This window comes from Niallia sp. RD1 (assembly GCF_024219955.1).
GTDB classification, from domain to species: Bacteria; Bacillota; Bacilli; order Bacillales; family Cytobacillaceae; genus Niallia; species Niallia alba.
Genome location: NZ_CP100420.1, coordinates 1,864,800 through 1,885,163 on the forward strand (window position 1 = coordinate 1,864,800; position 20,364 = coordinate 1,885,163).

20 protein-coding genes and 2 pseudogenes are annotated in these 20,364 nt (G+C 36.9%); 15 read left to right on the forward strand and 7 right to left on the reverse strand.

The features are described 5' to 3' along the window. The first annotated feature begins 39 nt into the window (after window positions 1-39). From NKG37_RS08925 to NKG37_RS08960, 8 genes are all read left to right on the forward strand, one after another. A complete protein-coding gene (locus NKG37_RS08925) occupies window positions 40-363 on the forward strand; it encodes a hypothetical protein (protein WP_254416111.1) in 324 nt (107 codons plus the stop codon). Next, window positions 339-782 carry a hypothetical protein gene (locus tag NKG37_RS08930; protein ID WP_254416112.1) on the forward strand — a complete coding sequence of 148 codons (444 nt, stop codon included), beginning with the start codon at window positions 339-341 and terminating at the stop codon, window positions 780-782. The genes NKG37_RS08925 and NKG37_RS08930 overlap by 25 nt, the downstream gene beginning before the upstream one ends. A gap of 406 nt (window positions 783-1,188) precedes the next feature. Further along, window positions 1,189-1,971, forward strand: coding sequence for a sugar phosphate isomerase/epimerase family protein (locus tag NKG37_RS08935; protein WP_212120341.1), 783 nt, complete (start codon window positions 1,189-1,191; stop codon window positions 1,969-1,971). Beyond that, a complete protein-coding gene (surE, locus tag NKG37_RS08940) occupies window positions 1,968-2,777 on the forward strand; it encodes a 5'/3'-nucleotidase SurE (RefSeq protein WP_254416113.1) in 810 nt (269 codons plus the stop codon). Before NKG37_RS08935 ends, surE begins: the two co-directional genes overlap by 4 nt. Beyond that, window positions 2,770-3,804 (forward strand): ABC transporter substrate-binding protein, encoded by a 1,035-nt coding sequence (locus NKG37_RS08945; protein WP_254416114.1) that lies wholly within the window; start codon window positions 2,770-2,772, stop codon window positions 3,802-3,804. Before surE ends, NKG37_RS08945 begins: the two co-directional genes overlap by 8 nt. Window positions 3,805-3,831: 27 nt before the next feature. After that, the gene (locus NKG37_RS08950) at window positions 3,832-5,556 is read left to right on the forward strand and encodes an ABC transporter permease (protein ID WP_224428422.1); all 1,725 of its coding nucleotides are present in this window, start codon (window positions 3,832-3,834) and stop codon (window positions 5,554-5,556) included. Continuing rightward, complete coding sequence (locus NKG37_RS08955; protein ID WP_169187756.1) at window positions 5,549-6,625, forward strand: ABC transporter ATP-binding protein; 1,077 nt, start codon at window positions 5,549-5,551, stop codon at window positions 6,623-6,625. The genes NKG37_RS08950 and NKG37_RS08955 overlap by 8 nt, the downstream gene beginning before the upstream one ends. Before the next feature lie 15 nt (window positions 6,626-6,640). Next, complete coding sequence (locus NKG37_RS08960; RefSeq protein ID WP_016204008.1) at window positions 6,641-7,462, forward strand: PHP domain-containing protein; 822 nt, start codon at window positions 6,641-6,643, stop codon at window positions 7,460-7,462. 417 nt (window positions 7,463-7,879) lie between these two features. Here the strand turns inward: NKG37_RS08960 and splB are convergent. Together splB and NKG37_RS08970 are read right to left on the reverse strand one after the other, a co-directional pair. Beyond that, window positions 7,880-8,907, reverse strand: a pseudogene (splB, locus tag NKG37_RS08965) (spore photoproduct lyase). Next, on the reverse strand, window positions 8,900-9,166 hold the full coding sequence (locus NKG37_RS08970; protein WP_254416115.1) for a transcriptional regulator SplA domain-containing protein: 267 nt from the start codon (window positions 9,164-9,166) through the stop codon (window positions 8,900-8,902). The pseudogene splB and the gene NKG37_RS08970 overlap by 8 nt, the downstream one beginning before the upstream one ends. Window positions 9,167-9,328: 162 nt before the next feature. Here NKG37_RS08970 and NKG37_RS08975 point away from each other — a divergent pair, with 162 nt between their 5' ends. Genes NKG37_RS08975 through NKG37_RS08985 form a run of 3 tightly spaced genes read left to right on the forward strand, consistent with a single transcriptional unit; the run spans window position 9,329 to window position 10,163 of the window. After that, the gene (locus NKG37_RS08975; RefSeq protein WP_275068814.1) at window positions 9,329-9,694 is read left to right on the forward strand and encodes a carboxymuconolactone decarboxylase family protein; all 366 of its coding nucleotides are present in this window, start codon (window positions 9,329-9,331) and stop codon (window positions 9,692-9,694) included. Window positions 9,695-9,734: 40 nt separating this feature from the next. Beyond that, on the forward strand, window positions 9,735-9,959 hold the full coding sequence (locus NKG37_RS08980; RefSeq protein WP_254416116.1) for a pyridoxamine 5'-phosphate oxidase family protein: 225 nt from the start codon (window positions 9,735-9,737) through the stop codon (window positions 9,957-9,959). A 36-nt stretch (window positions 9,960-9,995) separates the two neighbouring features. Next, a complete protein-coding gene (locus NKG37_RS08985; protein WP_254416387.1) occupies window positions 9,996-10,163 on the forward strand; it encodes a pyridoxamine 5'-phosphate oxidase family protein in 168 nt (55 codons plus the stop codon). A gap of 26 nt (window positions 10,164-10,189) precedes the next feature. On the opposite strand, the pseudogene NKG37_RS08990 reads toward NKG37_RS08985, so the two are convergent. The 3 genes and pseudogenes from NKG37_RS08990 to NKG37_RS09000 form a co-directional block, all read right to left on the reverse strand. Next, window positions 10,190-10,539 (reverse strand): annotated as a pseudogene (locus NKG37_RS08990) (UV damage endonuclease UvsE); the annotation flags it as partial. A gap of 113 nt (window positions 10,540-10,652) precedes the next feature. Then, the gene (gene uvsE / locus NKG37_RS08995) at window positions 10,653-11,606 is read right to left on the reverse strand and encodes a UV DNA damage repair endonuclease UvsE (protein WP_016204001.1); all 954 of its coding nucleotides are present in this window, start codon (window positions 11,604-11,606) and stop codon (window positions 10,653-10,655) included. 138 nt (window positions 11,607-11,744) lie between these two features. Next, window positions 11,745-13,391 (reverse strand): ABC transporter substrate-binding protein, encoded by a 1,647-nt coding sequence (locus NKG37_RS09000; RefSeq protein WP_016204000.1) that lies wholly within the window; start codon window positions 13,389-13,391, stop codon window positions 11,745-11,747. 97 nt (window positions 13,392-13,488) lie between these two features. Here NKG37_RS09000 and NKG37_RS09005 point away from each other — a divergent pair, with 97 nt between their 5' ends. Further along, window positions 13,489-14,745 carry an MDR family MFS transporter gene (locus NKG37_RS09005; RefSeq protein WP_016203999.1) on the forward strand — a complete coding sequence of 419 codons (1,257 nt, stop codon included), beginning with the start codon at window positions 13,489-13,491 and terminating at the stop codon, window positions 14,743-14,745. Between the two features lie 359 nt (window positions 14,746-15,104). On the opposite strand, the gene NKG37_RS09010 is transcribed toward NKG37_RS09005, so the two are convergent. After that, complete coding sequence (locus NKG37_RS09010; protein WP_016203998.1) at window positions 15,105-16,289, reverse strand: DUF4317 domain-containing protein; 1,185 nt, start codon at window positions 16,287-16,289, stop codon at window positions 15,105-15,107. A 210-nt stretch (window positions 16,290-16,499) separates the two neighbouring features. On the opposite strand from NKG37_RS09010, the gene NKG37_RS09015 reads away from it, so the two are divergent. Beyond that, window positions 16,500-17,144, forward strand: a complete 645-nt coding sequence (locus NKG37_RS09015; RefSeq protein WP_016203997.1) for an SDR family oxidoreductase — start codon at window positions 16,500-16,502, stop codon at window positions 17,142-17,144. Between the two features lie 490 nt (window positions 17,145-17,634). On the opposite strand, the gene NKG37_RS09020 is transcribed toward NKG37_RS09015, so the two are convergent. Next, window positions 17,635-18,081: a DUF2812 domain-containing protein gene (locus tag NKG37_RS09020; RefSeq protein ID WP_254416117.1), complete on the reverse strand. Its 447-nt coding sequence runs from the start codon at window positions 18,079-18,081 to the stop codon at window positions 17,635-17,637. A 387-nt stretch (window positions 18,082-18,468) separates the two neighbouring features. Here NKG37_RS09020 and NKG37_RS09025 point away from each other — a divergent pair, with 387 nt between their 5' ends. Continuing rightward, on the forward strand, window positions 18,469-19,158 hold the full coding sequence (locus NKG37_RS09025) for a GntR family transcriptional regulator (protein ID WP_047943372.1): 690 nt from the start codon (window positions 18,469-18,471) through the stop codon (window positions 19,156-19,158). Between the two features lie 41 nt (window positions 19,159-19,199). Continuing rightward, on the forward strand, window positions 19,200-20,285 hold the full coding sequence (uxuA, locus tag NKG37_RS09030) for a mannonate dehydratase (RefSeq protein ID WP_254416118.1): 1,086 nt from the start codon (window positions 19,200-19,202) through the stop codon (window positions 20,283-20,285). Window positions 20,286-20,364 lie beyond the last annotated feature (79 nt).

Sequence of the window (20,364 nt, forward strand, 5' to 3'; positions counted from 1 at the left end):
AAAAACTACTTCTAGTAAAAATATCAAGGAGGTCAAACGATGAAGGAAATACAAAAATTGTTTCCTAGTATGGACGGAAATGACTTTCAAAGAGAGGAATTATTGTCCTATTTTAAGACGATTTTAACGAAGATAGATGAATTAAAGGATCCTAACAAACTAACACTTGGAGAGATGCCAGAGTACACAGAGGATTATTATAATCGTATTATTCAAAAAGCAGACGTTCCGACAACGGGTGTGCCAATGGATAAAGTGATGGCAGAGCTTCTAAAGTTGGTAGATGGCCATCGTTATGTCAATCGAAACTATGTTGCGAATGCTGCGCCTCTTTCGGTATGGAAGGATATCAGAAGCTTTTAGCTAACTATATTCGCGTTAATATTAAATTTAGAGAGACGTTAACAAAAGAAATTTCGAATGTAGCGATTACGAATGAAATTTCACCGATTACGACATTCCGCTTTTATCCTGAAGAGCCGAAATGGAAAGATGAATGGAATGGGCTATTAACTGCTGAAGAAATGATAGAAATTAATCAATTCAATGATGAGTTTGCAGAAGTAATTGGTGCTGAACGAGATACGGTCTTCTATGGAAATACAAAAAAGCAGTGTCTCGTAGAATCAGCAAATTCAAACAAGCGAATCCCTGTATATGCACATAAATTTTTCACGATCTCGCCGTATTCAACGGTAGAAGAGGTTGACCGTTATGTTGAATTTCTAAGAGAGCATCTAGTCTTTTTCCTGAAAACAAAAAACGCCGTTCCATTGAAGTGAAATCTCAAATTTCAAAGGAGAAAAATACTTATATGGTGACAGTTTTTTTAAAGTCCATACATTATGAGTATTATATTTGATAAATAAATTTCCCTTCTAAATAGAAGGGGAATTTATTTTTGTCTTTGCGAAAATAGGCATTATTTAGAAAAGGATTTCTACCTCAGACAAATTTTCCCCTTAAACAGCAATGTATTTTAACATAGTGTAAATAATTTACTCTACTTTTACAAAAAGTCGTACTTTCATTGCAAAAACAATTATCTCTTTATGAGTTATCTGAATTTTCTTCATAATATCTTTACATTCGCCCCCAAAGTAGCTTTATATTTCTTTTCTAAAATTTAATTAGTAGAGAAAATAACCTATATAAATTAAATTCTATCAAAAGGAGTGAAGTACTTTTATGCATTTTGCTTCCACGTTAGCTTGGGCGTATCCAGTAGACAAAGTGGTCCAGCTTGCCAAGCAGAGCGAATTATCAGGATTGGAAGTTTGGGCAGAACATGTTTGGTTTCATGGAACAAATCCAAAAAAAATCCGTGAAGCAAATCAGGATGGCTCTCTCAACCTGACCGTACATGCGGCTAGCTGGGATTTAAATATTTGTTCTTTAGAAAAAGAAATAAGAGAAAGCTCGGTAAGACAAATCCAGCATTCCATTAAGTTAGCAGATGAGATAGGTGCAGACTCGATAACATTTCACCCCGGGAGGTTGACGCTACCGCAGATTAAACAAGGAATATACGAAACGCTAATGAAGGAATCTATTTTTACCTTAATGGAAACAGCGAAACAATATAAGAAAAGCCTTAGTATGGAATTAATGGAGGTAAAGCCAAAGGAATTTGTGACAAGTCCTGATACGATGAATCGATTGATTGCGAATTTTTTACCGGATTTAAAAACAACCTTTGATGTTGCTCATATTTCGGAGGATATTCCTCGGCGTGCATTTGCCCAATTATTAAACGTAGACAAAATTCATATAAGTGATAATTCTGTAAGCCAGCTACATGTTCCACTTGGGACAGGAATACTCGACAGCTATGTATTAGAAGAATTTCTTTCTATTTCCCATCTTCCCGTTGTAGTCGAGGGCTTTGATGCATCGGAAAGCTTGAACTGGTGGAATCATAATCTTCACTATTTAAAAAGCCTGGAAATGATTAAGGGGGTGCATCAATGAAAGTTCTGGTGACGAACGACGATGGTATTTTTGCTCCTGGCCTTCAGGCGTTAGTGGAAGTATTGCAGCATTTTGCGGATGTTTATGTGGCTTGTCCAGATCAGGAAAGAAGTGCAGTCAGTCATTCCATTACCTTAAGAGTCCCCTTAAAGGCAAAGCCACTGCCGCTTTTTCCTGGTGCGAAAGGGTGCTGGGCAGTTAATGGAACACCAGCAGATTGTGTGAAGCTCGGAATCGAAGTACTGATGAAAGAACCACCAAACTTTGTTATCTCAGGAATAAATCTTGGACCAAATCTAGGCCGCGATCTTTATTACTCAGGCACTATGGCTGGAGCAGTGGAAGGTTTGCTTTATGGAATTCCTGCTGTAGCAGTATCATTAAATGCCTTTTCTGACATGGATATTAATTATGAAAAAGTAAAAAAGCTTTTTTATCCCATTATGGAGGTACTGTTACAGAATAAGCTTCCAAAAGGTGTTTTCCTAAATGTAAACTTACCTTATTTATCAAGAGAAGTTTATAAGGGGGTCCGTATTGTTCATCTAGATATGAATGTAGCAAGGTATTCATATGTTGGCTTAAATGATCCACATGGACAAGTTTATTACTGGCTGAAGGATCAGCTTCATAATATGAAAGATTTGGATAAAGATAGTGATTACTATCTACTGAGAGAGGGCTTTGTGACAATATCACCGATTGAGTTTAGAACATTTCATAGAAGAAAAAAAGAACAAATTGAACGATGGTTTGCTCATTTAAATTTTGGCAGTACAGATGAGGAGGAAATTGATTATGCGTAAATGGTTGCTTGTATTAATAATGGGAATATTGATGGTATTTGCTGCAGGATGTGGAAGTAAGGAAGAAACAAGTAATGCTTCTGAAAATAATGATTCGGCAGAGTCAAAGCTAGAGGGAACACTTAATTTCTATACCTCTCAGCCGGATGCAGATGCTGCTAAATTAGTAGAAGCATTTCATGCTAAATATCCGGATGTGAAGGTAGAAACGTTCCGTTCTGGAACAGAAGAAGTAATTTCAAAAATTAAAGCAGAAAAAATGGCTGGAAAGATTCAGGCAGATGTACTACTAGTAGCGGATGCGGTAACATTTGAAAGTCTAAAAGAAGAAGATATGCTTCAAACATATGAATCGGAAGAAGCTGCTGAAATTCCATCAGAATTGGTCGATCCAGATCATACTTACTATGGAACGAAAGTAATGGCTACTGGATTGGTTGTCAACACGCAAAATGTAAAAGAAATGCCAACAAGCTGGAATGTGCTTGCTTCTAAAGATACAAAAGGAAAAATTATCATGCCAAGTCCATTATATTCCGGGGCTGCTGCTTATAATTTAGGTGTGTTCACTCGCCAAGATAACTTTGGTTGGGATTTCTACAAAAATATTGCTACAAATGATGTAACAGTTACAAAAGGGAATGGTGATGTACTTAAAGGAGTAGCTGGTGGGGAAAAAGACTACGGTATGATTGTTGACTATCTCGTGACACGAGCTAAGGCAGAAGGATCTCCAGTAGAGTTGGTTTATCCTGAAGAAGGTGTGCCAGTTATTACGGAACCGATTGGAATTATGAAGGATGCGGAACATATGAATGCAGCTAAAGCTTTCGTAGATTTCGTCCTTTCTGAGGAAGGACAAAAGCTTGCTTCTGAGCTTGGTTATACACCAATTCGTAAAGGAGTGGAAGCTCCAGAAGGACTTAAAACAATTGATGAAATGAAGGTTATTTCTGCAGATGTTCAAGCGTTATTCAAGGCTAGAGAGGCGGATAAGAAGGAATTTGAAACGGTAATCAGTGAATAGAACACTTTTTAAGAAGGAGTGGACATAATGAACTCACATCTTCAGCGTTCAGAAAGGAAGACGGAAGCTTTATTGCCGTTCTCCTTTTCTCATTTTTCCCGAAATTGGTGGGGAGTTCCAGGTTTTCTATTACTAATATTTGTATTTTTGCTTCCGGTTTGTCGGCTCGTCTGGCTGAGTTTGTCCTCTAGTGAGGGCGTTGGTCTTCAGCTTTATCAGGAAGTACTGTTAGAAAAGGCAACGTGGAAAACAATACAGAATACGATTGTTATTACTATTTCAAGTACATTACTCGCCTTAGTATTAGGAGTAGGGCTTGCATTTGTAATGGCCTATTTAAATATTAGGGCAAAAAAGTGGCTGCAATTGCTCATCTTTTTACCCTTTTTAATCCCGTCGTATGTAGCAACACTTGCTTGGGTGCAATTTTTTGGTGGAAATGGTCCAATTCAGTTTCTTTTTAATAAATCTATCAATTTGTACAGCACGGGAGGAATCATTTTTGTTCTTGGACTTTCCCATTATCCACTTGTTTATTTGATGAGTGTAGAGGTACTCCGCCGGATACCTAGAGAATTGAAAGATGCTGCCAGCACTTCTGGAGCATCTGGGAGAGTTGTTTTTCGAAAAGTTATTTTTCCGATGGCGCTCCCAGGAATTGCAAGTGGTGGTATTCTTGCTTTTTTATCTAATATTGATAACTTCGGTATTCCAGCTTTCCTTGGTATTCCAGCCAATATTCGTGTTTTAAGCACTTATATTTATGAACAGATCATTGGATATGGTCCGTCTGCCTTTTCGAGGGCTGCCGTGCTTTCCGTTATTTTGGGCGTAATTGCTCTTATTGGTACATTAGTCCAATGGGCGATAATTAGAAAAAGCAATGTCAGTGAAACCGCGGCAAGAGATATGGAGCCAAGGTATTTCCTTTCAAGAGGCTGGCGGAATTTAGCGGAGTTGGTACTATGGATTTTTCTATTGCTTACAACGCTTGTGCCTTTGATTGTTATGGCGTCGACATCCTTTATTAAAGCATATGGATTATCTCTATCATGGGAAAATCTTTCTTTAAAAAACTATATGTATCTATTATTCGAGGATGCTAAAACTGGAGCCGCAATAGGAAATAGTATAACCCTTGCTTTGACAACGATGTTAATTTGTATGGTAATTGGAACAGCTATTGCCTATCTTCGCTTTAAAAAGCCATCGTTGTTTGTGAAAGCTTCGGAGATTATCGTAACGATTCCGTATGCTTTGCCAGGAACTGTTTTTGCTTTGGCTATTATATTAATGTGGCTTCAGCCTTTACCGGGAGTACAACCAGGTATTTATGGAACGATATGGATTTTACTTATTGCTTATATAACTCGCTTTACTGTATTGCAAATGCGAGGAAGCCTGACTGCCTTTTCACAAATTGATCCTACCATGGAGGAAGCAGCAAGAATTTCAGGTGCAAGAGCTGTGGCTAAATGGAGAAGTATCCTTTTTCCGCTGCTAATGCCTGGTGTATTAAGCGGGGCAGCTCTTGTGTTTTTGACTGCCTTGACAGAGCTTACTGTTTCCAGTCTTCTATGGTCGAGTGGTTCTGAAACGATTGGTGTAGTTATCTTTAGCTTTGAGCAAGCAGGATACACCACTTACTCCACCGCATTTTCAACCTTAATCGTCGGAGCTGTACTGATAATGGGAATTATGTTTGTTCTATTAGAAAAAATATGGAAGCAGAAGGTGATAAAGAGTGATTAGTATCGATGGGTTAAAAAAGAACTATGGGAACTTTACAGCCTTGGATAATATTAATTTAGAACTTCTGAATGGAGAATTTATCGCTATTCTTGGTCCTTCTGGATGTGGGAAGACGACATTGTTACGGCTTTTGGCAGGGTTTATGAAGCCGACAGAAGGAACGATTACCATAGATAATGAACTGGCAGCAAGCTCTAATAAACTTGTTCCACCTGAAAAAAGGAATATTAGTATGGTATTTCAGTCCTTTGCATTATGGCCGCATATGACGGTGGAAGAACATATTCGGTTCCCTCTAAAACATCATCGATTTGGCAAAACAAAGGGTAAGGAAGAACAAGCAATAAAAGTTGTGGAAGCATTGGAAATGGTGGGGCTTTCTCATTTAAAAGACCGTTATCCTGCTGAACTTTCTGGAGGTCAAAAACAACGTGTTGCCCTTGCTCGTGCTATCGTCTCGAAGCCATCGCTACTTTTGATGGATGAACCATTAAGTGCGCTTGATGCAGAGCTTCGCATGGAGATGAGAAGAGAGATAGGGACGATTCACCGGAAACTAGGGACTACCATTATTTATGTTACTCATGATCAAGGAGAAGCCTTGGCGATGGCTGATAGAATTGTCGTGATGAATGACGGAAAAATAGAGCAGATTGGTACTCCAGAAAGTATTTATAACGCTCCGCAGTCAGTATTTGTGTCCACCTTTGTAGGGAAAAGTAATCTGATAAAAGGGGAGTGGGTTGGAGAGAACCGATTTATTCCAGCGAATTTTCCTTCTGTGTCTTGGCAAGACATTGGAATATCAAAAGAAATAAAAGCTCAAAATCTATACCCTGTCCGTCCGGAACAATGGAAACTCGGTGAGGCAGAACAGAATCAAATGACGGGAATTGTTCAATTTGCCCAGTTCCAAGGAAATGAAATTCATTATAGTATTCAGTCGGGCGAAGAGACGATTAATGTTTATGCTTCTGTTTTTGAAAAACGATTCTTACCAGGAGACACTGTTTCATTAAAAATCTATACCGGTGTAGAGGAAAGAGTTCTGTTAGCCAGCAGCAGATAAAAAAGGGGGAAAAGAATGATTGATTTGCATATTCACTCTGAATATTCTGATGGTAGTTGGTCTCCCAGAGAAATAGTAGAAGATAGCATGAAAAAGGGACTAAAAATTATTTCGATTACAGATCATGATGTGTTGGCAGGATATGAAGAAGCTGTAGCCTATTGCGAAAGTGATTTGAAAATTATTTCAGGTATTGAACTTAATACGGATGGCCCATTAGGAGAATTGCATATTTTAGGTTACCGATTTGACCCCCAGCATCCAAAATTAAGAGAACATATCTCTTGGAGAGTAGAGGATCGTATACAATGGGGGAAAAGAATTGCAGCCAAATTGAATATACTTGGGTTTAACATTTCTTTTAACAATTGCCTTGACCGTGTAGGGAAAGGTGTACTTGTTCGCACACATATTGCAGATGAACTAGTTGCAGCAGGTTATTTTCAAAGTAGTAAACAGGCATATGAAGAATTATTGAAAAAGGGAAAGCCAGGCTTTGAAGAAAGAGGTAGCTTTTCGGCAGAGGATGCGATTAAGCTAATCCATGAAGCTGGTGGTCTAGCGTTTCTAGCTCATCCTGGAATTTATAAGCAGGATGTTAATCTGAAGCAGCTAATCGTTTCAGGCTTGGACGGTATTGAAGTATATCACTCCAAACATTCCGAGGAGGAACAAAACGATTGGTGCAGAATAGCAAAAGATTATAATCTCTTTATTTCTGGAGGAAGTGATTTTCATGGACCACAATCTCGAAATCCTTTTCCGATTGGAAGTGTGGAGATGGCATACACTCAAGAATTAGCATGGTGTAATGAATTTGCAGTGTTAAAACCTTGATGGAAACAAGAAATAGAAAAGAGAAAAAGAGGATGGGACATAACTAAATAGATACTCTGTAAAGACGAACAATTTCTAATATAGCTAGTAAATAGCGGCTGCTTTCGCATACTTTTTACAAGAGGAAATATAATTAGTTGGAAAAACAGAGCAGCCGGAATACACGAAGACTCCTATGGGATTAGCGAGACAGTCTGAGACCCTGCAGGCCACAGGCCGAAGCGGCTCAGCGCGAGCCCCATGGAAAGCGAAGTGTATTCCGGCTGCGGGGAATCGCACCAAACTTCATGGAAACATCCTTTGAAAAACAAATAAAAGCCCGAACAATTATACGGAACATTCATTAGCATCTTCGTATAATTGTTCGGAATTATCCTTGGCTGGAATACTTATGTCCCAGCCTCTTTTCTTTTTTGTTCACGTGAAATATTCTAGTTTAGCATCAGGAAAGAATTTTTTCATATAGGAATGAAGATGATCTTTAATATCTTCTTCTTCCTCTTTTTGATAAATATATTTTCCAATCCCATATTTTCCCCATTTATACCTTCGTTTTTCTTCATCCAGCTCTAATTTTGTCATCGGATAATTTTTTTGAATGACTCTTTTGGCTGGCTTAGTAAAACGGTGCTGGATAAACTCGAATGTTAAATCTTTTTTTGCTTCGGCAGGCAATTCAGCGTCTAGTCGTTCGAACATATGAAAGTATCCTTCTTCCCAGCCTTCATGAAGATAAATTGGTGCCACAATAAATCCAAGGGGATATCCAGCTCTTGCGACTTTTCCAGCAGCCTCTATTCTCTTTTCCAAAGGAGAAGTCCCGGGCTCGAAGTTTTTGATGACGTAATCTGCATTGACACTAAAGCGAAAGCGGGTTTTCCATTGTGCTTTGCATCAAGCAAGTGGTCAACATGATGGAATTTTGTGACAAATCGCAGTTTGCCGTACTCTGATTCCCCGAAGTGTTCAATGGCACGTTTAAGCGTGTGGGTTAAATGATCAATCCCAACGATATCAGATGTACAGGATGCTTCGAAACGTGTAAATTCTGGAGCACGTTCTTTCATATAGTTATCGGCAGCTTCTAAAATTTCCTCGACATTTACATAGGTGCGGATGTATGGCTTGCTTCCCATCGTTGTTTGCAAATAGCAATAATGACAATGTCCCATACAGCCGGTAGCAAAAGGTATGGCATATTCGGCAGAGGGCTTAGATGTATCAAATTTGAGTGTTTTGCGAATGCCGACAACAAGCGTTGACTTTGCCACTCGGTAACGTTGAAAATCATTGTCGCCAGGAAGATTTCTAACTTGATTATGGGAAGTGGTATAGCGAATCTCTATATCCATCTTCTTGAATTTCTCCAGCAGTTCTTTCCCTAATGGATACTCTAATGCTTCCGGTTCAAAATAGACAAGCTTTGGAGTGAAGGGTTTAATCATTCCAATCTCCTTCTGAAACATCTCCATAGTAATAATAGTAGGCTTCTTGAGCTTCTGCTTCTGTAGCATATACAGCAACTTCATTTGAGAGAGGGTAGTAATTTTCGTATAGAAATAAAGATAATTCATTAGAATCGTCTGGATTTTTTACAACAGCGGCTGCTTGGATATTCGCTACATCTTGGGTATGCGGGTTTCGGTAAAAAACATAGACGATGTCTCCAGCTTGATAGGCATGATTTTCGTTATACAGTTCCATTCACTCACCTTCTATATTGAATATAATGCAATTTTCCTCTTCCTAATCACTAATTATGTATCACTTTTTCTGGAAGTTATGGGAAATGAATAAGGATAATTAAATCGTCTGAAGTTACTTATAATAAGTTTGATGTAAAGCTTAATCAAAAAAAAGGAATGTTTGGAAATGGAAACTAGCAATTCAATAGAATCTACCCTGTTATCGTTTAAAAAGGGGATAGGGGATTTTACACAAAAAATGCCTGAGTTTGCAAGTAGATATAATGCTTTTACAGAAGCCTGCTTTGAGGAAGGTGCCTTAACACAAAAACAAAAGCAATTAATTGCTTTAGGAATTAGCCTTCATGCTCAGGATGAGTATTGTATTATCTATCATACAAAGGGCTGCTTAGATCAAGGGTGTTCCGAACAGGAAATTTTAGAAGCAGTAGGCGTAACTGCTGCATTTGGCGGGGGAGCGACCATGAGCCAAGGAGTTACCCTTGTACAAGAATGCATTCAGGAATTGAATCGTTTAGAACATTAATAGCTGAAAAATAACAGTAATTATAGGAGCAAAACAGAATATGGCAAATCAAAATTTAAAGAAACAAGTTATTAACATTATTTCAGGTCATCGAACAGGAGTATTTTCATCTGTGGAAAATAATAAACCCCATTCCCGGTATATGACATTCTACCATGAAGATTTAACTTTGTACTCGCCCACTCAAATGGATACAGAAAAGATGGATGAGATAGAAAAAAAACCTCATGTTTCTGTATTGTTAGGCTATGAAGAAAAGGGATAAAGCGATTCTTATGTTGAAATAGCTGGAACTTGCTCTATTAATAATTCTGAAACATTAAAAAAGCAGTTTTGGAACGAGTCATTTCAACAATGGTTTGAAGGCCCAATGGATCCAAATTATGTGTTCCTTCAAGTGCAGCCTGACGTTATTCGAATTTTAAATAGGAATGGCGAACCTGCACAAGAGTTAACACTAGGCAATTAATGAATTATTTTAGGCTCTTCTTTCCTTTACTTAAGACGGAAAGAAGAGCCATCAATCATTTCTACATCGTTTCTAATGCTCACTTCTTCTATTAACTTAAAAAGGGCCTCATCCTTCTTTTTAGCTTCTATCATGCAATCGATAACAGGAATGCTTCCTTTTATTAGGTTTAGGAAATTGAAAAACATATCTATATCAATATAATCGGCATGATGACGGAAGTGCTTTTCATCCTTGGGACTGGAAATGTGCATTTAATTGGTAATGGAGATGTACTCCATGTTTGAAGAATACGACTCCAGTTATCTTCCCAATTGGGATTATGATGATGGGCGAGATGATGATGATAATCAAACACAAGTGGAATCCCTAGTTTCATCGTCTTTGAAGGAGATGCATTTTTTACTATCATGCTCATTGCGACATATCCAAGTCGAACAATCGTCATCCATTACACCTCCTCGTTTGTATTAAAATGTAGAGAAACACTTACCATTCTATTGTTCCACCAGAAACCCTCTTTACTCCTCTAATAGAGGCAATGTCCTCGATAAGCTTAAACATAGCCAGATTTTTTTGTTTTGCTTCTATCATAACGTCGAAATCTTGATTAAGATTTTTAGCCATTTTTAAAAAGGGAAGTACAAAATCAAATGAGACAAAGTCAGCATGAGAACGGAAGGCCAGAGTGGATTTCGGGGAGGAAATATGAACTTTAGGAACCATTCTACGATTTTTCCACGTTTTAAAAATGCGCTCCAAATAAAGAGCTAAGTCAATATCTTCTTTATTGGCCATATGGTGATGATAATCAAGAATCATGGGAATGTTTTCCTGCTCACAGGTTATCAGTGTTTCTCTCACATTATATGTTTTATCATCATTTTCAAGGGTCATCTGGTTCTTAATTGCCAAAGGAAGTTGCTGGATGTTTTGCTGGAATCTCTGCAAAGAAGTATCTTTATCACCATAGGCTCCGCCAATATGAATATTAATAAGACTGGTATCAAGGGCGTCCATAGCTTCTAGCATTTTATAATGGAAGGTCATATCTTTTATTGCATTTATGGTTACTTCTTCCCTAGGGCTAGTAAAAAGCGTAAATTGGTTGGGGTGAAAGCTAACCCGCAGCTTAAATTGTTTAACTAATTGGCCAAGTTCTCTCCACTGTTCTTGAAAAGGAGTTATGAAATCCCAGTCTACATCTGGATGCGTTGCTAAGGGCACTAACGAACTGGATAAGCGGTACAATGGAATTTCATTGGCAGCATTATAGTAGAGAATTCTTTTTGTATTTTTTAAATTTTGAGCTGTAACAGCTAGTAACTTTTCTGTGGCTTCCTGTTTAGGGAGTGCTGAATATCGAAAGAAGGTTAAAGCCTTTGAAGGACTTGCATCCCATAATCCTAGTGCATTAGCCACATAGCCAAAGCGAATCTTCATCTGTTTAGTTCCTTTCCATAGAGTCCAGTAGTTTCTCTTTTTATATTGCCTTATCTCCTGGAACTCTATGTGCTGTTTTTGCTTAGTTAATAAAACGATGCATAAAAAAATCCTGAGAATGTCTCTTTCCTATACCACTCATTCCTTCGGACGAACCCACACTTTTGAAAAATCTACATAGCCAAAATGGCTAATTTTAATATTGCTTATATCGGTTGAAAATGGAATATACCGCTTTTGATAATAAAGGGGAATCATAATCGATTGATTAATCAATTCTTTTTCGATTTCTAGATTTAAAGCTGTCCATTGTTCAAATGGTGTTTCCTTATATTTACCCATTAAGTTTGTAAGTGTTTCATTATTTGCTATCATTTGGGAAAGTGGGGAAAACCCATTCATTAAAAAGTGGTAAAAGGAAAAATCTTGATTGAATTCAAAAACTTCTCCATGTACGAAAAGATCTACGTTTAATGTCTCAGGATGCTTTGTTAATATATCAGCAAAGGAAAACCATTGGATATCTGTAGGGATATTTTCTTTTGCGAATATTTCTGCAAGCCATTGTGTAGTATTAGCAGTATGTCTGGCACCTCTTATCACAATTGGTTTAGAAAATACTGGCCGTTCTACTTCAGAAATAGTCAGCTGTTGATTTTGGCCGACTATTATACTCTTATCATTCGGTATTAGTCTTGGACTTAGGTTACCAATAGTATGACGGTTTTTAGCGATAATCCAATGAAGGTAATCTCTTACTTTCTTCTGTCTAATAGCAAAATCTCTACAGGAGTTCATTACGATAATACCAAACCCCGAGTCGCTTTCTACTTCGAAGGAGGAAGAGGTATTCTCCTCCATAGGAGAATGATAGATTCCTTTAAAATCCTCAGGCACTTGAATGAATTCTACTACATCAATTAATGGTCTTTCTCGAAAATGATCTTGAAAAGCAGTTAAAGTTGTCTGCTTATCACTGTTTTGTTGCAGGATGAAGTAACCAGTGCCCAATAGTTTTTCATTCGTCTCTCTATAGATGCTTGCACACATCATACTAAGCATAGGAAGGATATAGCTGCATCCATTGGGATGGAGAATATCGAGTATAAGTGGAGACTTTACTTCAATTCTTTCGACAGGTGTCCATAAATCTTTGTAATAAGCATGTGCCCGAAGCTTGTCAAGACATTCGGCCACATCATTTGCTGTCAGAACAGAACCGTCATGAAATTTAATGTCTTTTTTTAGATAGAGTCTTAATTTAGAAGGGGTGCTATCCCAACTATGGGCAATTTCAGGTAATACTTTCCCATCTTCTGTATGAGTGACAAGCCGATTAAACACATTTGCCACTAAATGCGCACTGAAGACATCTCCAGCCTCAAGCGGATGGACGGAATGGAAAGGATATCTTTTTGGTACGATTAATTTATCATTTGACTCTTGGACAAAGCCAAGTTTTGTGTGAAATTTATTCATTAATCTCATTTTACTGTTTGTGGACCAATCATACATTAAGTATTTGCTTGTTTGTTCTACTGGTTCCAGATCAAATCGCTTTAAAACTTCTTCCTCGTAAGAAGTTTCTACCTCTTTTTTCCATAACAAAGTTGAGATGTTTCCGCGTCCTCGTCCGGGTGTAAATGATAGCCAGCCTTCCTCCATCCATTTTTTTAAATAACGTGTTGTTTGTTTCGAGCTCAATTGCAAGGTTTCAGAAATTTCCTCCATTCGAATACTGCCAGAAGGATAATATCTCCAAAGTGTAAGTAATTTGTTATCCATTCTTTTTCCTCCTAAAAGGGGACATTGTTTTGTTAATTGTCTATTTTTAGAATTATTCGTCTAGTTTAATATACAGTAATAACAAGGGGGAGACAACATGAAATGGAAGGAATTACCGCGAAATATCAAAGTTAGGATGATTACCTCTTTCTTTAATCGGGCGGTATCATCAGCAGTTATGCCATTTATGGCTTTATTCTTTGCACAGGAATTAAACAAAATTTGGGCGGGCTTATTTTTGATCACTACTGTGGTTATCGGATTTTTGATCAATTTAGTTGGAGGATATATTTCTGATCGCTTTCCGAGAAAAAAGGTTTTAATGATAACATCCTGGCTGAATGCATTCTTCTTTTTAATCATGACGATCAGTCTATTTCCGACCAATAAAATAATTGTATTGTTTGCTTTGGCATACGTTGGATTTATTATCACAAGCAGTCTAGGGCGACCAGCAATGCATGCGATTATTATTGATTCCACAACACCAGAAAATCGAAAAGCTATTTATGCGCTCGATTACTGGCTGATTAATTTATCGATGGCTATTGGGGCAGCACTTGGAGGACTTTTATATTTGAATCATCAGAAAGAATTATTCATCATGCTGACTTGCACATCTACATTGATTCCAATTGCCTACGGGGTTTGGCTGCAGGACAAGTTCACAGATCAGTTACAGAAAAAGCACAAGAATGTCTTGGTTGACTTAATCAGCAATTATAAAGTGGCATTTAAAGATACAGCCTTTGTAAAAGTGGTTACAGGCTCCACCTTTATTTTTGCAGCTGAATTTTCATTAAATAGTTATATTGGGATTCGCCTTGCTGAAACTTTTGAAGCAGTTCGGATTGGGAGTTTTGAAATTGTTGGGGTACGAATGCTAAGTATATTAAATATAGAAAATATGCTGCTCGTAGTCTGCTTTACTTTCATTATTAATCGGTTCACAGATAAGATGAATAAAAAGAATGCTTTAATAACAGGTCTTATTATATATGGAATTGGATATGTGACTGTTACTTCGGCGAATACGTGGTATATGCTCGTTTTATTTAATTTGATAGCAACGATGGGCGAATTAATTTATTCACCGATTCGAAATGCAGAGCAGGCAAATATGATTCCAAGCGATAAACGTGGATCATACTCTGCTTTTTCCAACCTATCATTTAGTGGAGCAGATTTAATTGCAAGAGCTAGTATTATTATCGGGGCATTCTTAATTCCAACAATGATGTCTGTCTACATTGGCTTCATTGTAATGATGGGGACTATTCTTATTTATACAGGATTATTCGCGAAAACCATAAAAGTAAACAACTTAGTCAATAAAGGAGTTAGTGGCGACTAGAGCAGTAAGTTAGATTTATCGAGGGTGGGACAAAACAAAATAAATAATGGATAAAGACGAACAATCTCTAATTTAGTGGTGAATCCAAATCGTTCCAGTATTTTTTTCAAAAGAAACTAAATGGAGCAGACTGAATACACGTAGACTCCTATGGGAGCTGCGAGAAAGTCCAAGACCCCGCAGGAACGAGGAGGCTTGGCGCTCGCCCCATGGAAAGCGAAGTGTATTCAGGCTGCGGGTGATTACCACAATCCTTCGTTCTTAAAATAAATAAAAAACCCAAACAATTATACGAATTTTTTTATTGTTCGGGGGTTAGATTTGGTTGAAATATTTATGTCCCACTCTCTCTTTGAATTTTAGTCTTCTTCTGGACTTCCGCCGAAGGCTTCGGGAATCATTGTAAATCCTTCGATTACGGTGTCTTCTTCGACTTCAATCATCAAGTAGCGTTTGCCGCTAAATTCGATTTGCTTCACATATCTTAAGTCAGGAGGGCTGATGGCAATGTTAGCAATCTTGGTGCTGATCTTAATCGATTTTGATGTGAATTTTGGCAAGATATTACTTGCTTTTAATTCATATTTATCATCATCAATAATTTTTTTGAAAGCAAACTCGACTTTTTCTGGACTAATGTCCTCTACTCCGCTCATCTTTAAGACTTGTTCCACGTCTTTGGAGTCTAATTTTGGAACCTCTTCTTCTTCATTTTCGACAATCATTCGGTTAATTTCCTCGTATACATTCGAAAGAGTAGAAGTGCTCAATTGATCTCCAGTCACATCTTTAATGATTTCCTCAAACACAATTTTATCATCTTGAGCAGTCATCATTTCCTCGCCGTTGAGAACTTCCTCGATAAATTGGTAATCTGGCTCATGGATTTTGCCGGCAGCATAGAGAATATGGTTAACATCTGCTGCATTATCTGTGAAGCTAGGGAAAAGAAATCCGCCCATTGGCGCATTAAGATTTATAATGGGATCAACCACAATATTGTATTTAAACTCTTTCTCTACATAGTCAAAAAGTAATTCTTTCTTAGGCTCTTGTGTATTATTGATGCTGCATAAAATGAAAGGATGGGAGAAAACCGTATCTCGTTCGCTTTCTTCGGATTCTTCACTGCGCCGTTTCTTCGGCTTTAAATATTCTCCGCGAATGAATGTGATGACAATGTCTTTTTCATATTGTCTGCTATTAAGCAACTTGTCCACAATCTGAAGCATTTGCTCTTTCCAATCCTCTACTTCTGAGCTAAGTAATCCTTTATGTAGGATAAGTTGGCTATTATTTTCTGCCTCTCTATGAAACCTTAATTCAAACAGCTTTTCATCCAAATTACCGGCAAGTAATTTCTTGAAGTTATGTAAAAATAACTCTTGTTGATCTTGATCAAGCATCCCAAAAGGCTGACTTTGATAATGGAATATATCACTCGATTCTTTCATGACATAAACATTAAACATATCTGTTATTCTAAGTAGATCATTATTCATTTTGAATTGTTTTCGGATGTTTGCGATATCTTTTTTATTCATTTTAAGTTACACTCCTAAGTTACTTTGAAAGTAAATGATGGATGTTTGATTAGCCTTAGAGCTCTGTGTTCACACTCATTTTAGTCATTTATCCATTCTATCATATTTGGTTTCCCTATTATAAGAATCAACATGTTCTTTTGTATTATTTGAAAAAGAAACAATTGGATGAAATAATAGTAGAAAATGGATTAGAAAGGAGTCAGTGCTGTGAAAGTATTAGTTGTTGGAGCAAACGGGCAAATAGGTAAACAGCTTGTGACATTATTACACGAAAGTAATGAGTTTTCTGTTAGAGCATTGGTAAGAACGTCAGATCAGCAGAAAGCTTTTGACAAAGTCGGAATAGAAACTGCATTAGGTAATTTGGAAGAAACGGTGGAACAGCTAGAGTCTGCAGTGAAAGGTTGTGATGCCGTCGTATTCACAGCAGGTTCAGGTGGGAAAACGGGATATGATAAAACATTATTGATTGATCTTGATGGTGCTGTGAAAATGATGGAGGCAACAAAGAATGCAGGGGTAGAACGGTTTGTAATGGTTAGTGCGTTGCAGGCGCATCGTCGAGAAAACTGGAATGAACAAATTAAGCCATATTATGTAGCAAAACACTATGCTGATCGCATTCTTATGGAAAGTGGATTAACCTATACCATTATTCGTCCGGGCAGATTAACAAATGATGCTGGTACTGGTTTGGTTGCAGCTGCTGAGAATCTAGAAAAAGGAGTGATCCCAAGAGAAGATGTAGCAGCGACAATAATGGCTTCTATAAAAGAAAAAAATGTGTTTAATAAATTATTTGATTTAGTCTCTGGTGAAACGGAAATGGAGAAAGCGGTGAAGAATTTATAAAGAGTCATTAGTGGAGCAGCGTTCTATGCAGCTTGTGGGTTTGGCTGAAAAGAGTGAAGTTTTGGCTGATAAATCAGAAGTTTGGCTGAAAAGAGTGAGTTTTTGGCTGATAAATCGGAAGTTTGGCTGATAAATCGGAAGTTTGGCTGAAAAGAGTGAGTTTTTGGCTGATAAATCGGAAGTTTGGCTGAAAAGAGTGAAGTTTTGGCTGATAAATCGGAAGTTTGGCTGAAAAGAGTGAGTTTTTGGCTGATAAATCAGAAGTTTGGCTGAAAAGAGTGAAGTTTTGGCTGATAAATCAGAAGTTTGGCTGAAAAGAGTGAAGTTTTGGCTGATAAATCAGAAGTTTCGCTGAAAAGCATTAATTTGGCATTGGAAACCTGCCAGTTTTAGCTGGAAAACCAAAAGTTAGCTCGGAGTACTCATACCCAAAAGGCCAACAAAGGCAGGTCAAATAGACGCAATAACATATAAAATAGGTTATTTCTAATTAAAGCGGTAATTTCTTGTTCCTTTTTAGAATATAAATTTTTTTAGTAAGAGGAAATCCAATAATAAGGAAGAGAATTCCTATAACAATGAAACCAGTATTTAATAGGATATTAAATACTGGTTTGTCTCTTAGAAAAATGACTTGGAGGCCGGAATAAAGAAAAATTATGGCTAGAATATACCAGATAAAGTTAATTCTTTGATAATGTTCCATTTGGGAATCAATATCTGAATATATAACGAACTTTCCTAAGGCAGCATCTTTTCGAAAATAGTGCCATCTGTTGGCTGATGCGATATGTTCCACATTTAATGCTAGATTATTATTTTTTGGCGTACTCTCTTTTAGAAATGCGATTCTGTAAATAAAATTACCAGGAATGTAGTCTTCCAATAAATAAAATCGTTTGGAAATTTCTTTAAGCGCATACTCTTTTATACACATTTTATTTAATCATGCTTCTTCTTTTTCAATATTAAAAAAGAAATTTTTATAAATACTTCTGTTTACTTTTTTCATCGTATTGTTTCCTCTCTCCGGTTCTGTTTTAGCATTTCATTCTATATCAATAATATTTAATAATTCACATAATAGTTCATTAATTCTAATAAAAGTATAAATATATTGCAAAAGCTGTTAATGGAATTGTCACATTTTAGTACTATTTTTGAATTGTATTCCAAAAGAAATGAAGTTATAATGTACTTAACTACCATATTAGTATATTAATATGTTTTAAAGGAGGCGATTATTGAAATTATTGAAAATGAATGACATTTAACCCTCCTTTTTATATACTAAAAAAATATAAAAAGGAGAAGAGGGTCCCTCATGTCAAATAATAGTGCGAAAGTATTTGCTTATAACCAATTAAAAGATGAAATTTTAAAATTAAAGCTTATACCTGGTACAAAAATCAGTGAAAAAATTATGTCAGATGAATTGCAGGTTAGTAGAACACCTATTAGAGAAGCATTTATAAGATTAGCGCAAGAGGAGTTATTAACGATTGTTCCGCAGAGTGGTACATTTGTCTCTCTAATTAACCTTAGCCTTGCCGAAGAAGCGCGCTTTGTTCGTGAGATAATTGAGACAAATATCGTTGGTTTATGCTGTGAGAATATGACTGATGAAATTTCCCTGAAGTTAGAAATGAACTTAAAGATGCAAGAAATGCTGGCAAGTAATGAAGTAGGAAAACAGGAAAAGGAAAAATTCTTCGATTTGGATGAAAATTTTCATAAGGAACTTTTTATTTGCTGTGGCAAAGAGCGTACTTGGAAAATGATTCAGGATATGGCTGGCCATTTGAATAGATTTCGCTTATTAAGATTAAAAGACATAAAGGATTTAGACTGGGAAATATTAATTAGTCATCATAAAGAAATTTATGAAGCAATCTTAGGTGGAAATCGGACAAAAGCAGAACAATTAATGTCTGACCATATGAGATTAATGCTTTCTGAAAAAGGCGTTTTATTACAAGAGTTTCCTGAATATTTTTATCCGCAGCAATACTAATGGAAAAAGTATGATGGTGCGACAAAGGAGGAAAACAAAATATGCAAATGACGTTTCGATGGTATGGAGAAGGGAATGACACCATCACTTTAAAACAAATACGCCAAATTCCAGGGGTTAAAGGGATAGTGTGGGCTCTGCATGATGTACCTGTTGGAGAAGTCTGGCCGGTGGAGCGTATTGCGGAAGTAGTAAATCAGGCGAAGCAGTATGGATTTCATACAGATGTTGTTGAAAGCGTTAATATTCACGAGGATATAAAACTAGGATTAAATTCAAGACAGCAATATATTGATGCATATAAAGAAACATTAAAGAATCTTAGTCAATTTGGCGTAAAAGTAGTATGTTATAACTTTATGCCTGTCTTTGATTGGCTGCGTACAGATTTATTTAAAGAAACAGAAGATGGCAGTACGGCGTTGTATTTTGATGCTGCAAAAGTCATTTCTCTTACACCTGAGCAAGTAGTGAAAAATATGGAAGAAAATACAAAAGAGTTAACGCTGCCTGGATGGGAGCCAGAGAGACTAAAAGATTTACAGCACTTATTTTCTTTATATAAAGATGTATCTGAAGTGGATTTGTTCGATAATCTGGTATACTTTCTAGAAGAAATTACTCCTGTTGCAGAGCAATGTGGAATTAAAATGGCTATTCATCCGGATGATCCGCCTTTTTCTATCTTTGGGTTGCCGCGGATTGTCAAAAATAAAGAAGATATCGAACGGATTTTAACTAGCGTAGACAGTCCAGCAAACTGTTTAACTTTTTGCTCTGGCTCACTTGGAGCAAATCCAAGTAATGACTTAGTTGATATTGCGAAAACATTCACTAATAGAATTCCTTTTGCGCATATTAGAAATGTAAAGCACTTTGAAGATGGTAGTTTTATAGAAACTTCTCATCGTGCGGAGGATGGGTCTGTACCTATTACTGAAATTGTAAATGGGTTATATGAAAACGGTTTCGTTGGATATGTTCGACCTGATCATGGGAGACATATTTGGGATGAAGTTTGCAGGCCGGGATATGGGTTATATGATCGTGCGTTAGGGGTAATGTACTTATTAGGCGCATGGGATACTAATAAAATTTTAACAAAAGAGAAAATGCAAAAAATATAAATGGTTTAAAAGATAATAGGAAAAGGAGAGGTTCCTGACACTTTCCTTTTTCCTATTATACTTTCAAATAAATGAAAAC